This is a genomic window from Pseudomonas sp. NPDC089408, from assembly GCF_044749445.1.
In the GTDB taxonomy this organism is placed as follows: Bacteria; Pseudomonadota; Gammaproteobacteria; order Pseudomonadales; family Pseudomonadaceae; genus Aquipseudomonas.
The window spans coordinates 1-14,865 of the sequence record NZ_JBIVHY010000018.1; the positions used below are offsets into that span (position 1 = coordinate 1).

Genomic DNA, 14,865 nt, shown 5'->3' on the forward strand with positions numbered 1-14,865 from the left:
GTAGGAGCGGCTTTAGCCGCGAAGCGCCGCGCGGGCGGCGCTCGATCTCACAGGCGCTGCAAATGTTTCGGCGAACACCTGCGGCGCTCGATTTCGCAGGCGCTGAATGCATCGAGGCGAACGCTTCGGCGCTCGATCTCACAAACACCATAAAATGCGTGACGAACCTCAACGCAACTGCGGCCCCTGGAACCCCATCCACATCGCCAGGTGCTCAGCCACGCTGGCCCCCACGCGCTTGGAGAAGCGATCAAACGGCGATTCCTGCACAGTGAAGTCCACCAGCTCTTTCTCGCCCACAATCTCACGCGCCACGTAGCTGGCACTGCCCAGGCCATCCACAAGCCCCAACGCCTTGGCCTGCTCGCCCGACCACACCAGACCACTGAACAGCTCCGGGTGCTCCTTGTCCTTCAGGCGCTCGCCGCGCCCCTGCTTGACCATGGCGATGAACTGGTTGTGGGTAGTGTCCAGCACACCCTGCCAGAACCGGGTTTCTTCCGGCTTTTCCGGCGAGAACGGGTCAAGGAAGGCCTTGTGCTCGCCCGAAGTGTACGAACGCCGCTCAACACCCAGCTTCTCCATGGTGCCGACAAAGCCGTAACCGGCCGCCGTCACACCAATCGAGCCCACCAGGCTAGCCTTGTCGGCATAGATCTCATCCGCCGCACTGGCGATGTAATAAGCCCCGGAAGCACCCAGGTCAGCGATTACCGCGTACAGCTTGATGGCCGGGTACTCGGCACGCAGGCGACGAATTTCGTCATACACATAGCCCGCCTGCACCGGGCTACCGCCCGGACTGTTGATGCGCATTACCACAGCCTTGGTCTTGCCGTCCTTGAACGCGTCGCGCAGGCTCTTGACGATGTTGTCGGCACTGGCGGCCTCCTGGTCGGCAATCACCCCACGCACCTCGACCAGCGCGGTGTGGCTGGCACTGCGCGAGGCTGCCTTGTCCATGTCCATCAGTGGCGAGAACAAAGCCAGGATGCCGAACAGGTAGACGAAGGTCAGCAGCTTGAAGAAGATGCCCCAGCGCCGCGACCGGCGCTGCTCCTGCACGCTGGCCAGCAGGGTCTTTTCCAGCAGCTTCCAGCTTTTGCGCTCTTCGCGCTCCTCGGGTTCGGCCTCGGGGGCTTTCCATTCGTCTGCCATGCTTACCTACCTTGGAAGTGGAATTGCGGAACCACCCAGCCACTCGCGCAGCTGGGAAAAATGATCGATGCACACCTGCGGACCAAACTCGGCCAGCGCTTGCAGCGACATGGCACCATAGCCCACCGCCACCGAATGCATGCCGGCATTGCTGGCCATCTGCAGGTCGAATGCCGAATCTCCGACCATCAGCGCACGCGCCGGTTCGACGCCGCAATGGCCGAGGATTTCCTCGAGCATCAGCGGGTGTGGTTTGCCACGGGTCTCATCGGCGGCGCGGGTAATGTCGAAGAACTGCTCCCAGCCATTGGCTTTGAGCACCCGGTCCAGCCCGCGACGGGCCTTGCCGGTGGCCACCGCCAGCCTGTAACCCTCGGCGCGGAAGGCATCCAGCGACTCGGTCACGCCTTCGAACAGCGGCGAAGGCTGCTGATCCAGTGCCATGTAGATATCGGCGTAGTGCTGGCGGAAGCTTTCGACCTGGGCAGGCGCCAGGTGCGGGTACAGGGTGTGGATTGCCTCGCCCAAGGCCAGGCCGATGATGCCCTTGACCGCATCGTCGCTGCTTTGCGCCTCGCCGGCGCGCTCGGCGGCGGCGTTCATGGCTTCGACAATTCGCCCGATGGAATCGGCCAGGGTGCCGTCCCAGTCAAAGATCAGCAGCTCGTAGTCTTTCTTCATAGGTCACGGCGCACTTAAACGTTCTACAGTTTTGGCCCACACCTCGTCCACAGGCGCTTCAAGCTTCAGCTCGCCACCGTCGGGCAGCGGCACCGTCAGCGCATAGGCATGCAGGAACAGGCGCTTGCCACCCAGCTCGCGAATTTCACGGCTGAAATCTTCGTCGCCGTACTTGCTGTCACCCGCGATCATGTGCCCCGCATGCAGGGCATGCACGCGAATCTGGTGGGTACGGCCAGTGATCGGGCGCGCCTCGACAATGGTGGCGAAGTCGCCGAAGCGGCGCAGCACGCGGAACAGGGTCAGCGCCTCCTTGCCCTCGTCGTTCACTTCGACCATGCGCTCGCCGGAACGCAGGTTGCTCTTGAGCAACGGCGCGTTGACCTGCTTCTTGGCGGTCGGCCAGTGGCCGCGCACCAGTGCCATGTAGCGCTTGTCGACACCGTCGCCGCGCAAGGCAGCGTGCAGGTGGCGCAACATGCTGCGCTTCTTGGCGATCATCAGCAGGCCGGAGGTGTCGCGGTCCAGGCGGTGCACCAGTTCCAGTTCCTTGGCATCCGGGCGCAGCTGGCGCAGCGCTTCGATCACGCCGAAGCTCAGGCCACTGCCACCATGCACGGCGATGCCGGACGGCTTGTTCATCACGATCAGCGCCTTGTCTTCATAGACAATGGCCGCTTCCAGGCGCTGCAACAGGCCCTGCGCCACCGGCGCCGGCTCGTCGCGCTCCGGCAGGCGGACAGGCGGCACCCGCACGATGTCGCCCGCCTGGATCTTGTACTCCGGCTTCACGCGGCCCTTGTTGACCCGTACTTCACCCTTGCGCAGGATGCGGTAAACCAGGGTCCTGGGCACGCCCTTGAGCGCCGTGATGAGGAAATTGTCGATGCGTTGGCCGGCAAGCTCCGGCGCGACTTCGATCAGCTGAACGCCGGAAGTCGGAGGGGTATTGGTCGTCATGGCGGGAATCATAACAATTTTTTATGGAATTGAAGCACTTAATCATTGCTGCTATAGTCGCGAACGCCGCCAAAAGCGGCAGGCCAGCGAAACCAGGCCCTTGGCCGGTTCCTGACCTTCGCAATTCTCCAGGACGCGAGGCCGTCCTACGGGGTTTTCGCCAGTTTACCGAATTGCCTGGAATCGCCACCAGCGCTGTGTAGAGAAGGCCGAAAAAAAACGACAAGTGCGGTGTTTCACCTGCTTATCCCACTTCTTTTCGCTGTACCTCTGCCCGCCCCGTCGCTTCCACGCAACGCACGGCGAATGCTTCGGAAATACCTGCCTTGGACATGTAATGGCGTCAGCTTCCCACTTTTGAAGCTGGCGAAAAATGCAACCCGTTGCGGATTCAGCGCGCGGCAGCACCCGAATTATCAGGGATACGTGCAGGGTGGAGATGCACAGCCCTCGGACCGTGTAGCACCGCGTCCGGCCACCGGCCCAGTACAATGGCCGGCGAGCGGATAAGGTCCTGAACAGATGCCCCCGGGCGTCCACGGCTGACGGTTGATTCCTCCTCCTGACTGAGTGCACAAGGCCCGCTTGGTTGATTCGGATACCCATTCGAAGCCACCGGGGCCTTGTTGGCACCGCAGCAAACAGGACGCGTCGTCGCGACAACGGCAGGCTGGGCAACCGGCTGGTGCCGAACGTTGCTCGACACGAGGGTGGCCCAGCCACCCTTTGCGCACCTTGGCACCGACCATGAGACGTCGTGTGTGCCGAACGCCGTTTCCGGCAGCCCGGAAACCGACGGTACAACATGAAAAGAATGCTGATTAACGCAACTCAACCCGAAGAGTTGCGTGTAGCCCTGGTGGACGGCCAACGTCTCTACGACCTGGACATCGAGTCTGGCGCGCGCGAGCAGAAAAAGGCCAACATCTACAAAGGCAAGATCACCCGCATCGAACCCAGCCTCGAAGCCGCCTTCGTCGACTTCGGTTCCGAACGCCACGGCTTCCTGCCGCTGAAAGAAATCTCCCGCGAATACTTCAAGAAGGCCCCGGAAGGCCGGGTCAACATCAAGGAAGTCCTCAGCGAAGGCCAGGAAGTCATCGTCCAGGTCGAGAAGGAAGAGCGCGGTAACAAAGGCGCCGCCCTCACCACCTTCATCAGCCTGGCCGGCCGCTACCTGGTGCTGATGCCCAACAACCCGCGTGCCGGTGGCATCTCGCGCCGCATCGAAGGCGAAGAGCGCAACGAACTGCGCGAAGCCCTGAACGGCCTGACCGTACCGGGCGACATGGGCCTGATCGTGCGCACTGCCGGCCTTGGCCGCAGCAGCGAAGAAATGCAGTGGGACCTCGACTACCTGCTGCAACTGTGGACCGCCATCAAGGAAGCGTCCCAGGACCGCGTTGCGCCATTCCTGATCTACCAGGAAAGCAACGTCATCATCCGCGCCATCCGCGACTACCTGCGCCAAGACATCGGCGAAGTGCTGATCGACAGCATCGACGCCCAGGAAGAAGCCCTTACCTTCATCCGCCAGGTGATGCCGCAGTACGCCAGCAAGGTCAAGCTGTACGAAGACAGCGTGCCGCTGTTCAACCGCTTCCAGATCGAAAGCCAGATCGAGACCGCCTTCCAGCGCGTGGTCGACCTGCCGTCCGGCGGCTCGATCGTGATCGACCCGACCGAAGCCCTGGTGTCTATCGACATCAACTCGGCGCGTGCCACCAAAGGCAGCGACATCGAAGAAACCGCCTTGCAGACCAACCTGGAAGCGGCCGAAGAAATCGCCCGACAGTTGCGCCTGCGTGACATCGGCGGCCTGATCGTCATCGACTTCATCGACATGACCCCGGCAAAGAACCAGCGCGCCGTGGAAGAACGCGTGCGTGAATGCCTGGAAGCCGACCGCGCCCGCGTGCAAGTGGGCCGCATCTCGCGCTTCGGCCTGCTGGAAATGTCCCGCCAGCGCCTGCGCCCGTCGCTGGGCGAAAGCAGCGGCATCGTCTGCCCACGCTGCTCCGGCACCGGCATCATCCGAGACGTCGAGTCGTTGTCGCTGGCCATTCTGCGCCTGATCGAAGAAGAAGCCCTGAAGGATCGCACTGCCGAAGTACGTGCCCAGGTGCCGATCCCGGTGGCCGCGTTCCTGCTCAACGAGAAGCGTAACTCGATCACCAAGATCGAACTGCGTACCCGTGCGCGCATCATCATCCTGCCGAACGACCACCTGGAAACCCCGCATTTCGAAGTCCAGCGCCTGCGCGACGACAACCCGGAAGTGCTGAACAACCAGTCCAGCTACGAAATCGCCGCCAGCGAAACCGAAGAAGCGCCGCAGCCGACTGCCACCCGCACCCTGGTACGCCAGGAAGCCGCGGTGAAAACCGCCCCGGCCCGCGCCAATGCACCGGTACCGGCCGCCGCTGAAGAGCCGCAGCCTGCCGCGCCAGTCGCCCCTGCCCCAAGCGCCCCGGAGCCAAGCCTGTTCAAGGGCCTGGTGAAGTCGCTGGTCAGCCTGTTCGCCGGCAAGGACGAGCCTGCCGCTGCACCGGTGGTCGCCGCCGCTGAAAAACCGGCCGCCGAGCGCAGCCCGCGCAACGAAGAGCGCCGTAACGGCCGCCAGCAGAGCCGCAACCGCAACGGCCGCCGCGACGAAGAGCGCAAGCCGCGTGAAGAGCGTGGCGAGCGCGCACCACGTGAGGAACGTCAGCCACGCGAGGAACGCGCCCCGCGTGAAGAGCGTGCGCCACGTGAAGAACGCGCCCCACGCGAAGAGCGTGCACCGCGTGAAGAACGCGCCCCACGCGAAGAGCGCGCCCCACGCCAGCCTCGCGAAGACCGCCGTGGTAACCGTGGCGAAGAGCGCGTGCGTGAACTGCGTGAGCCGCTGGACGCCACCCCGCCAGCCGAACGCGAAGAGCGCCAGCCACGTGAAGAGCGCGTAGCCCGTGAAGAACGTGCTCCACGTGAAGAACGTGCCCCTCGTGAAGAACGTGCTCCACGCGAAGAACGTGCTCCTCGTGAAGAGCGTGCTCCACGCGAAGAACGCGCCCCTCGTGAAGAGCGTGCTCCACGCGAAGAACGTGCCCCACGCCCACCACGCGAAGAGCGTCAGCCACGCGCTACTGAAGAAGCGGCCGAACAGGCTGCCGAGCTGGCCGAAGAGCAACTGCCGAACGAAGAGCTGCTGCAGGACGAGCAGGAAGGCGCTGATGGCGAGCGTCCTCGCCGCCGTTCGCGTGGTCAGCGTCGCCGCAGCAACCGTCGTGAGCGCCAGCGCAACGCCAATGGCGAGCTGATCGACGGCGAAGAAGAAGGCAGCGAAGAGCAGCCACAACAGCATCAGGCCACCGAGCTGGGTGCCGAGCTGGCTGCGGGCCTGGCCGTGACTGCCGCTGTTGCTACCAGCAACATCAGCAGCGACGCCGAAGCCCAGGCCAACCAGCAGGCCGAGCGGGCCACGGCTGAAGTTGCTGCCGTTGCCGAAACCGACAACAGCGAAGTCGCCAAGCCGGTCGAGCAGGCTGAAAAGGCCGAGCAGGTTGAAGCGGTAGCCGAAGCTGAAGAAGTGGCTGTGGCCCCCGTGGTCGAACAGCCGTTCAGCGAGCCAGTAGCTGTGGTCGAGGCAACTGTCGAGCCCGTGGTCGAAGTTGCGCCTCAGCCGGTTGTCGAAGAAGCGCCTGCTGTCGAGCCGGCCGTGGTTACCGAAACCGTAGCTGTTGAAGCCCCGGTAGAAGCCCCGGCAATCGAAGCCGGTGAAATCGAACAGGCTCCGGCCGTGATCGAAGTCGCCCCGGTTGCCGAGCAGCCTGCCCCGGTTGTCGAAGCCCAGCCAGAAGCAGTGGCCGAGCCTGCACCCGTGGTTGTCGAGCCTGCGCCGGTCGAAGCCCCTGCCGTGGCAGAGCCTGCTACGGTCATGCTGTCCAACGGCCGCGCGCCGAACGACCCGCGTGAAGTGCGCCGCCGCAAGCGTGAAGCCGAAGCTGCAGCCAAAGCCGCGCAGGAAGCAGCTGCCGCTACCGAGGAGCCAGCCCTGGAAGCCGCCGATGAGCACAAGCCTCATCACGGTTGATAGCCAAGGCTGAATGAAAAAGCCCCGCCAGTGCAAACTGGCGGGGCTTTTTCTTGAGTGGCCCTCAACAGTGGGAGCGGGCATCACGGCGGCTGGCACCGGCTGCGCCGGTGTTCGCGGCTAAAGCCGCTCCTACATGTACTGCGCAAAACCGAAACCTGCGCGGTACAGGTAGGAGCGGCTTTAGCCGCGAAAGGGCCGGTACAGGCAACACATCAGTACAGGTTCGGCTCCATTTCCAGCGCAACCCCGAACCGCTCGAGGATATCGGCCTGGATCCGCCGCGCCAGCGCATGCATCTGCGCCCCGCTCGCCTGGCCGTAGTTGACCAGCACCAGCGACTGCAAGCGATGCACCCCGGCATCAGCGTCGCGATAACCCTTCCAGCCAGCCTGCTCGATCAACCAGCCCGCCGCCAGCTTCACCTGGCCATCCGCCTGTGGATAAGCCACCACACCCGGATGCTGCGCCCGAATCCGCTCGACCGACTCAGCCGTAACCACCGGGTTCTTGAAGAAACTCCCGGCATTGCCCAGCTCAGCCGGGTCTGGCAACTTTTCGCGGCGAATGCTGCAAATTGCATCACTGATCGCCTGCGCAGTCGGCGCGGTTACGCCGTGCTCCGCCAACCGCTGACGCACTGGGCCATAGTCCAGGTGCGCCTGCAAGGTGCGACTCAAGGCAAAACGCACACGCAGAATCAACCAACGGCCGGGATTACGCTTGAAAAGGCTGTCACGGTAACCAAAGGCGCATTCCGCCAAGCCGAAGTCACGCAGCTCACCGGTCTCGCGGTCCAGGGCAGTCAGGCCGGCAAACACGTCCTTGATCTCCACCCCATAGGCACCCACGTTCTGCATCGGCGCAGCACCCACGGTACCGGGGATCAGGCTGAGGTTCTCCAGCCCGCAATAGCCCTGCGCCAGCGTCCACTGCACGAACGGGTGCCACGGCTCACCGGCCTCGGCCTCGACCACCACCTGCTCGCCATCGTCACTGAGCACACGCCGGCCACGGCTGGCCATGTGCAGCACCAGGGCCTCGATGTCGCGGGTCAGCAGCAGGTTGCTGCCGCCACCGATCACCAGCACCGGCAAGCCCTGTTGTTGCGCCTGGCCCAACGCCTGACGCACTTGCTGGTCATCCTGCGCCTGGCTGAAATAGCGCGCCTTCACGTCGATGCCGAAGGTGTTGTAAGGCTTGAGCGATACCTGCTCCTGCCACTGCCCTGTCATAACCGCCCCTTGATTTCCAGTACCAGCGCCTGGCAAGCCGCCTCGACCAGGTCGAGTACCTGCTCGAAGCCGTCGGCCCCGCCATAGTACGGGTCGGGCACCTCATCCAGCGCTGCACCGTAGCGACGCAGGAACAGGTCGAGCTCGCCCACGGCGGTGTGCGGGCGCAGGGCTCGCAGATCGCGCAGGTTGTTTTCGTCCATGGCCAGGACCAGGTCGTACTCGGCAAAGTGCGCCGCAGTGACCTGCTGGGCACGTTGCTGCGACAGGTCATAGCCACGCGCCAGCGCCGCCTTGCAGGTACGGCTGTCGGGCGCCTTGCCAACGTGCCAGTCGCCGGTACCGGCCGAGGCCACGCGGACTTGGCCGGCAAGCCCGGCCGCCTGCAATTGCTGGCGCAGCACGCCTTCGGCAGTGGGCGAACGGCAGATGTTGCCCAGGCACACGAACAGGACGCGCATCAGGCCTCCAGCAAGCGCCGCACGCGCTCCAGGTCTTCTGGGGTATCCACACCCACGGCAGGCGCTTCGATGGCGTCCTCGACGTGAATGCGCACGCCGTGCCACAAGGCACGCAACTGCTCCAGGGCTTCGGCCTGCTCGAGCCAGCATGGGCCCCAGCTGACGAAGTCATGCAAGAAACCAACGCGATAGGCGTACATGCCGATGTGACGGCGGTAAGGCACACCTTGCGGCAGCTGGTCACGGCCATTGGCGAAGGTATCGCGCGCCCACGGCAGCGGCGCACGGCTGAAGGTCAGGGCCAGGCCGTTCTTGTCGCTGACAACCTTGACCGCGTTGGGGTTGAACACGGTTTCCGGCTCATGAATGAGTTCGGCCAAGGTGGCGATGCCCGCTTCCGGGTGGGCTGCCAGGTTGGCGGCCACCTGGTCAATGATCACCGGTGGAATCAGCGGCTCGTCGCCTTGCACGTTGACCACGATGGCATCGGCAGCCAGGCCCAGTTGCGCGGCCACTTCGGCCAGGCGGTCAGTGCCCGACTCATGGTCGACACGGGTCATCAGTACTTCGGCGCCAAACGCCTGGCACGCCTCGAAGATGCTGGCATCGTCGGTGGCAATGACCACGCGACCGGCAGCGCTCTTGCGCGCCTGCTCCCACACATGCTGCACCATCGGCTTGCCGGCGATTGCCAGCAGCGGCTTGCCTGGCAAACGCGTGGAGCGCAAGCGGGCGGGGATCACCACGGTGTAGTTCAGGCTCATTTGTCCAGGCGCTCGTCGTCGGTCAGGGTGCGTGCTTCGCTTTCCAGCATGACCGGAATACCGTCGCGAATCGGGTAAGCCAGGCCAGCGCCCTTGCTGATCAGCTCGGTCTTGTCGGCACTGAGCTTGAGCGGGCCCTTGGTGATCGGGCAGGCCAGGATATCGAGCAGTTTGGTGTCCATTGAAAGCGTCCTTTAGGCCAGGTGGCCGGAAAATGAAAACAGGCTCAGGGCTTGCGCAGCAGGCGCTGCAACTGGCTGTCGAACCAGGCGCTGAACGCCGGCGTGGGCTGCGCTTCGACAGCCAGGTACCACCAGTCATCAGCGGCGAAGGGCCGGCATTTCACCGCGTCCTTCTCGGTCATGACCAGCGGCAATGGCGGGTTGAAGGCCAGGCTCCGGGCGCTGAATTGCGCATGGTCGGCGAACGGGTGCGGCAGCGGCTGCCAGTTTAGCCCCAGCAGGGTATTGAAGAAACGTTGCGGGTTACCGATACCGGCCACCGCGTGCAGGCGCTGGCCTGCGGGGAAATGGTCAAGCGGGCGGCGTTCACCACTGCGCAGGTTGACCAGGGCCGATGGCTGCAGGCAAAAGCCAAAACCGTCGGCGCGATCTGCGCTGGCGCCATTGAACAGCACCGCGTCGGCGCCCTGCAGGCGCTCGGCAGGTTCGCGCAGGGGGCCGGCCGGCAGGCAGCGGCCGTTGCCAAGGCCACGCGCGGCGTCGATCAGTACCAGCTCCAGGTCACGGGCCAGGCGGTAGTGCTGCATGCCGTCGTCACACAGGATCAGGTCGAGCGTTTCGCTGGCCAGCAGCGCCTGCACCGCACGGGCGCGGTCGGGGTCGATCATCAGCGGCACGCCGGTGCGCTGCACGATCAGCAGCGGTTCGTCACCGGCTTGCCCGGCGGGCTGGTCGGCGCGCACGCGCCAGGGCAGCTGCGGTGGCTTGGCACCGTAACCACGGCTGACCACGCCCACCTTCAGCCCCTGCTGGCGGCAGTGCTCGATCAGCCAGAGAATCATCGGTGTCTTGCCGGTACCACCGACGGTGATGTTACCCACCACGATGACCGGCACCGGGGCCCGGTAGCTGGCGCTTTCACCGCTGAGAAAACGCGCGCGCTTGCGCGTGACCACACGGCGGTACAGCGCCTCCAGCGGGCGCAGCAACGCCAGCGCCGGGTGCCCGGTGTACCAGGCGGCAAGCAGGCGGTCGGCGAAGGCCATCAAGGCGTACCCTGGGCCGCCTCGACGGTGGTCATGCGCAACTGGCTGAAACCGAGCTTGCCGGCGGCATCCATTGCAGTGACCACAGCCTGGTGCGGGGTCTTGCCGTCGGCGCTGATGGCCAGCGGCAGCTTGTTGTCGCCGCCCGACTCACGTTCGATGGCCTCGCTCAGGGTGGCCAGGTCGCTCTTGGGCAGCAGGTGGTTGTTCACCGAATACACGCCTTCGGCGCTGATGGTGATTTCCACCAACTTGCCCTGGTCGGCCGGCGCCTGCTCGGCACTGGCTGCCTCAGGCAGCTCGACGCGCAGCTGGGTCTCGCGGGTGAAGGTGGTGGTGACCACGAAGAACAGCAGCAGGACGAACACCACGTCGATCAACGACGCCAGATTGATGTCGACGTTCTCCCGCTGGCGATTGCGCCGGAACTTCACGCCTTGCCTCCGGCCACTTCCACTTCGCGGTCGCCCTGCAGCACTTCCACCAGCTTGATTGCCTCCTGCTCCATGCCCACCACCAGCTCATCGATGCGGCGCAGCAGGAAGCGGTGGAAGAACACCGCCGGGATACCGACCATCAGGCCGGCCGCCGTGGTGACCAGCGCCTTGGAGATACCACCGGCCAGGACAGCGGCATTGGTGGTCATCTGCGAGCCCATGAAAGCGCTGAAAATGTCGATCATGCCCAGCACGGTACCCAGCAGGCCCAGCAGCGGGGCCATGGCGGCAATGGTGCCGAGGGTGCTGATGTAGCGCTCCAGTTCGTGGATGACGCGCGAGGCGGCTTCCTCGATGCACTCTTTCATGATTTCGCGGCCATGGCGCGAGTTGGCCAGGCCTGCGGCGAGGATTTCGCCCAGTGGCGAATCGGCACGCAGGGCCTTGAGCTTGTCACTGGTGAGTTGCTTGTCCTTGATCCACATCCATACCTGGCCCAGCAGGTGCGGCGGGGTGACGCGGCTGGCGCGCAGGGTCCACAGGCGCTCGACGACGATAGCCATGGCAGCGATGGAACTCAGAATGATCGGCAGCATCATCCAACCACCGGACTTGACCAATTCCCACACAGTAAACGCCCCTTCGGAAAAAGGCCGCCACTCTACCATAGGCGCGCGGGGGGCTCATCTGCCGGAGGTCAGGGAATTGGTGGGGGCTCGCAAGTGTTCGCCATGGCAAATTCAGCGCCTGCAAGATCGAGCGCCGCCCGCGCGGCGCATCGCGGATAAATCCGCTCCTACATGTGTTGCAACGTGGCCATGCCTGTCAGGCCATGGTTGTCAGCCGGTTTGCAAGTCTCGAGTCATGCGCCAGGGCTGGCAACCATGGCGTAACAGGTTCGGTACGTTGCAACAAATGTAGGAGCGGATTTATCCGCGATGCGCCGCGCGGGCGGCGCTCGATCTCATAGGCGCTGAAGATCTTATGGCAAGCACCTATCAGCGCCAACCTCACCGCCCCCGCCAGAACCGCCGCTGCCCCCGCATACCCTCAACCTCTCCCCCCCTACCCAACACCAACCGCAAAGCCCCCTCCACCGCCGTGTCATGCATTACCACCCCATGCCGCCGATAGCGCTCCACCACCTGCCCATGCGGGTGCCCGAAGCTATTATTACGCCCCCGCGAAATCAGCACCCCACGTGGCGCCGTGGCATGGATAAAAGCTTCGCTAGAAGAACTGCGGCTGCCGTGGTGCGGTGACTGCAGCCAATCAATACGCGGAGCATCAGTAGCCTCCAGCCAGGCCCGTTCGGCCCCGGCCTCCATATCCCCCGCCAGCAGCAAGCGCTCGCCCTGTGCCTCAACCAGCAACACACAAGAACGGTCATTGCTGCTCTGCCCGCCCGCCCAGCGCCACAACGAAAAACGCACACCATCCCAGTCCCATTGCTCGCCGCTGCCACAAGGCTGCAACTGCACATCGTCCAGCGCTTCCCCACCGATTACCCGCTCGACCGGCAGGCCACGCAGGATCGCCGCAGCCCCCCCGGCATGATCGGCATGGGCATGGCTGACCAGCATCAGGTCCAGGCTAGCCACCCCCAGCTTGCGCAAGGTCGGCAGCACCACCCGCTCCCCCAGGTCACTTTCGCCCCTGGCCGGCCCTGCGTCGTACAGCAGGTTGTGATGGCGGGTACGCAACAGCACCGCCAAGCCCTGGCCAACGTCCAGCTGCCAGACCTCGACCTGCCCGAAAGGCACCGGCTCCCGCGGCACCCACAACGCCAGCAACATCACCCCACCCAAGCCGCGCAGCGGCACGCCACGGGGCAGCAACACCAGCAAGGCACCCAGGCAGACCAGCATCCAGGCCCACAGTGGCAACGCGGGTGGCACCCACGCTGGCCGTTGCTGCGCCACCAGTGCCAGCCCGCGAAACAGCACATCCAGCAAGCCACCCGCCAGCCACAAAAGCGCTTCCCCTACCCCGGCAAGGGGCAGCAGCAACGTGCCCAGCAACGCTACCGGCAATACCGCCAGGCTGATCCACGGCACCGCCACCAGGTTGGCCAGCGGCGCACTCAGGCTCACGGGCAAACCCACGGCCAGCAGCACCGGCAGCAACCCGATGGCGATTACCCACTGCGCCCGCGTCCAGGCCTGCCAGGGCCGCCAGCCCCCCAGGCGGGCACTGAAGCAATAGATAAGCGTGGCGACGGCACCAAACGATAGCCAGAAGCCGGGCAGCAGCGCCGCCAGCGGCTCGACCAGCAAGACGGCAACCAGCGCCAGCAGCAACGGCAGAAAAGCCCCAAGATGACGAAAGCGCAGGCGCCAGAGCAGCACCACGGCCAGCATCAGGCAGGCGCGCTGCACCGGCACGCCGGCACCGGCCACCCAGCCGTAGGCCAGCGCGGCAGTCAGCGCCAGCCCACAGGCGCAAGGCAACCACGGTAGCCGGGCCGGCCACAGCCCCCAGCGCGCCAAACCGGCGACCAGGCCATACAGCAAACCGGCCAGCAGACCGATGTGCTGGCCAGAAATCACCAGCAAGTGCACAGTGCCGGTGGCCTGCAATGTCTGCCAGTCCTCCCGGGCCAGGCCCGCCCCGTCACCAAGCACCAGTGCCACCAGCGCCGCTTGCCGCCCATTGGCGTCGACGGCCAACAGGCGCTGGCGTAGCGTGTCGCGCCAGCCGCCGACAACGGGCGCCAGCAGGTGCCCGGCCTTGACCGTGCCGGTGGCGCCCACCCGACGCGCCAGCAGTTGCGCTTCCCGGTCAGGCCCATGAGGGTTAAGCAGCCCGGCCGGTCGCTGCAAGGTTACCGCCAGGCGCCACTGCTCGCCGCCCTGCAGCGGCGGCCCGTCGAACCAGCTCAACTGCAGGCGTCGTGGCAGCTCGGCGCGCCGTGAGCGGGCCGCTTCCAGTTCAAAACGCACCCCTTGCGCAGTCCGGGTCGGCAAGCCGACCACCTGCCCCTCCAGCCATACCGTGCGGCCATCCAGGCCGGCAGCCAGGCGATCATCGAGCGCCTGCTGGGCGGACCAGCAGGCCCAACACAACCCCAGCAGAAAACAACCCAACGGCCACAACCGGGTAACCAGGCAGACGGCAGCGCAGGCAGCCAACGCCAGCAACCATCCGACCGATGGCAAGGCGGGGAGAAAGCCCAGGCAAAGCAGCCCGAGCGCGAGCGCAAACATCCCTGTGCGCATGAGGTAGAGCTCCAGAAGGCGGATCACCCCCTGAGGCATAGCCCAATTGCCGGCAAGGCTTGCTCAACAATTGTCACAAACTCTAAACGAGGCTGAACGGGAATAAGGGCATACTGCCCGGATCAACGCTCCGGGAGCCCACATGCCGCGCCGCCTGTTCAAACGCTACATGCCGGACCCGACCAGCATTCGGGAACACAAGTCCTTACGCTTTTTCGGCAAGTTGCTGCACGACCCGAACCTCTGGCACCTGAATCGCCATTCGGTGGCGCGGGCCATGGGCGTGGGCCTGTTCGCGGCGCTGATCCCGATGCCGGCGCAGATGCTGCTGGCTGCCGCACTGGCCATTCCGCTGCGCGGTAACCTGCCGATCGCGGTCAGCCTGGTGTGGTTGACCAACCCGCTGACCATGCCGCCGGTGTTCTTCGTCACCTACATGACCGGTGCCTGGCTGATGCAGGTACCGCCACGCACCCTGCCCGACGAACTGACCTTCGAATGGATCACCGACCAGCTGGCGACGCTGTGGCAGCCCTTCCTGCTCGGCTCGGTGGTGTGCGGCGTGGTGCTGGGCATCGTGGGCTACTTCGCCACCATGCTGTACTGGCGCTGGTGGGTGGGCCGGCAATGGCGTCGCCGCCAATGCCGGTG

General features: G+C 64.9%; 12 protein-coding genes and 1 pseudogene. 2 read left to right on the forward strand and 11 right to left on the reverse strand.

The window, feature by feature from the left end; genetic code table 11:
* Nucleotides 1-168: 168 nt before the first annotated feature.
* From ACIP02_RS22570 to rluC, 3 genes are read right to left on the reverse strand one after another with little or no spacing between them, the layout of a single operon-like run.
* Nucleotides 169-1,158: a S49 family peptidase gene (locus tag ACIP02_RS22570; RefSeq protein ID WP_400620835.1), complete on the reverse strand. Its 990-nt coding sequence runs from the start codon at nucleotides 1,156-1,158 to the stop codon at nucleotides 169-171.
* A 6-nt stretch (nucleotides 1,159-1,164) separates the two neighbouring features.
* Nucleotides 1,165-1,839, reverse strand: coding sequence for an HAD family hydrolase (locus tag ACIP02_RS22575; RefSeq protein ID WP_400620838.1), 675 nt, complete (start codon nucleotides 1,837-1,839; stop codon nucleotides 1,165-1,167).
* A gap of 3 nt (nucleotides 1,840-1,842) precedes the next feature.
* Nucleotides 1,843-2,799, reverse strand: coding sequence for a 23S rRNA pseudouridine(955/2504/2580) synthase RluC (rluC, locus tag ACIP02_RS22580; RefSeq protein ID WP_400620841.1), 957 nt, complete (start codon nucleotides 2,797-2,799; stop codon nucleotides 1,843-1,845).
* Between the two features lie 805 nt (nucleotides 2,800-3,604).
* Between rluC and rne the strand changes: the two genes are divergently transcribed.
* Nucleotides 3,605-6,871 (forward strand): ribonuclease E, encoded by a 3,267-nt coding sequence (rne, locus tag ACIP02_RS22585; protein WP_400620844.1) that lies wholly within the window; start codon nucleotides 3,605-3,607, stop codon nucleotides 6,869-6,871.
* 215 nt (nucleotides 6,872-7,086) lie between these two features.
* Here rne and murB read toward each other — a convergent pair whose 3' ends face one another.
* The 8 genes from murB to ACIP02_RS22625 all read right to left on the reverse strand — a co-directional run bounded on the left by murB (nucleotide 7,087) and on the right by ACIP02_RS22625 (nucleotide 14,214).
* Nucleotides 7,087-8,106, reverse strand: a complete 1,020-nt coding sequence (gene murB / locus ACIP02_RS22590; protein WP_400620847.1) for a UDP-N-acetylmuramate dehydrogenase — start codon at nucleotides 8,104-8,106, stop codon at nucleotides 7,087-7,089.
* Nucleotides 8,103-8,567, reverse strand: a complete 465-nt coding sequence (locus ACIP02_RS22595; protein ID WP_400620850.1) for a low molecular weight protein-tyrosine-phosphatase — start codon at nucleotides 8,565-8,567, stop codon at nucleotides 8,103-8,105. The genes murB and ACIP02_RS22595 overlap by 4 nt, the downstream gene beginning before the upstream one ends.
* Nucleotides 8,567-9,331, reverse strand: coding sequence for a 3-deoxy-manno-octulosonate cytidylyltransferase (kdsB, locus tag ACIP02_RS22600; protein ID WP_400620853.1), 765 nt, complete (start codon nucleotides 9,329-9,331; stop codon nucleotides 8,567-8,569). Before kdsB ends, ACIP02_RS22595 begins: the two co-directional genes overlap by 1 nt.
* Nucleotides 9,328-9,513 (reverse strand): Trm112 family protein, encoded by a 186-nt coding sequence (locus ACIP02_RS22605; protein WP_003247142.1) that lies wholly within the window; start codon nucleotides 9,511-9,513, stop codon nucleotides 9,328-9,330. The genes kdsB and ACIP02_RS22605 overlap by 4 nt, the downstream gene beginning before the upstream one ends.
* A 44-nt stretch (nucleotides 9,514-9,557) precedes the next feature.
* Nucleotides 9,558-10,559: a tetraacyldisaccharide 4'-kinase gene (lpxK, locus tag ACIP02_RS22610; RefSeq protein WP_400620857.1), complete on the reverse strand. Its 1,002-nt coding sequence runs from the start codon at nucleotides 10,557-10,559 to the stop codon at nucleotides 9,558-9,560.
* On the reverse strand, nucleotides 10,559-10,993 hold the full coding sequence (locus tag ACIP02_RS22615) for a biopolymer transporter ExbD (RefSeq protein ID WP_012271149.1): 435 nt from the start codon (nucleotides 10,991-10,993) through the stop codon (nucleotides 10,559-10,561). The genes lpxK and ACIP02_RS22615 overlap by 1 nt, the downstream gene beginning before the upstream one ends.
* Nucleotides 10,990-11,625 carry a MotA/TolQ/ExbB proton channel family protein gene (locus ACIP02_RS22620; protein WP_201204667.1) on the reverse strand — a complete coding sequence of 212 codons (636 nt, stop codon included), beginning with the start codon at nucleotides 11,623-11,625 and terminating at the stop codon, nucleotides 10,990-10,992. The genes ACIP02_RS22615 and ACIP02_RS22620 overlap by 4 nt, the downstream gene beginning before the upstream one ends.
* A 381-nt stretch (nucleotides 11,626-12,006) precedes the next feature.
* Nucleotides 12,007-14,214, reverse strand: a complete 2,208-nt coding sequence (locus ACIP02_RS22625; RefSeq protein WP_400620862.1) for a DNA internalization-related competence protein ComEC/Rec2 — start codon at nucleotides 14,212-14,214, stop codon at nucleotides 12,007-12,009.
* 142 nt (nucleotides 14,215-14,356) lie between these two features.
* Here ACIP02_RS22625 and ACIP02_RS22630 point away from each other — a divergent pair.
* Nucleotides 14,357-14,863, forward strand: a pseudogene (locus ACIP02_RS22630) (DUF2062 domain-containing protein); the annotation flags it as partial.
* Nucleotides 14,864-14,865 lie beyond the last annotated feature (2 nt).

Excerpts from the sequence above, each read along its gene's own strand:
- ACIP02_RS22570 (WP_400620835.1), bottom strand. The coding sequence starts at position 1,158 with ATGGCAGACGAATGGAAAGCCCCCGAGGCCGAACCCGAGGAGCGCGAA.
- ACIP02_RS22575 (WP_400620838.1), bottom strand. The coding sequence starts at position 1,839 with ATGAAGAAAGACTACGAGCTGCTGATCTTTGACTGGGACGGCACCCTG.
- rluC (WP_400620841.1), bottom strand. The coding sequence starts at position 2,799 with ATGACGACCAATACCCCTCCGACTTCCGGCGTTCAGCTGATCGAAGTC.
- rne (WP_400620844.1), top strand. The coding sequence starts at position 3,605 with ATGAAAAGAATGCTGATTAACGCAACTCAACCCGAAGAGTTGCGTGTA.
- murB (WP_400620847.1), bottom strand. The coding sequence starts at position 8,106 with ATGACAGGGCAGTGGCAGGAGCAGGTATCGCTCAAGCCTTACAACACC.
- ACIP02_RS22595 (WP_400620850.1), bottom strand. The coding sequence starts at position 8,567 with ATGCGCGTCCTGTTCGTGTGCCTGGGCAACATCTGCCGTTCGCCCACT.
- kdsB (WP_400620853.1), bottom strand. The coding sequence starts at position 9,331 with ATGAGCCTGAACTACACCGTGGTGATCCCCGCCCGCTTGCGCTCCACG.
- ACIP02_RS22605 (WP_003247142.1), bottom strand. The coding sequence starts at position 9,513 with ATGGACACCAAACTGCTCGATATCCTGGCCTGCCCGATCACCAAGGGC.
- lpxK (WP_400620857.1), bottom strand. The coding sequence starts at position 10,559 with ATGGCCTTCGCCGACCGCCTGCTTGCCGCCTGGTACACCGGGCACCCG.
- ACIP02_RS22625 (WP_400620862.1), bottom strand. The coding sequence starts at position 14,214 with ATGCGCACAGGGATGTTTGCGCTCGCGCTCGGGCTGCTTTGCCTGGGC.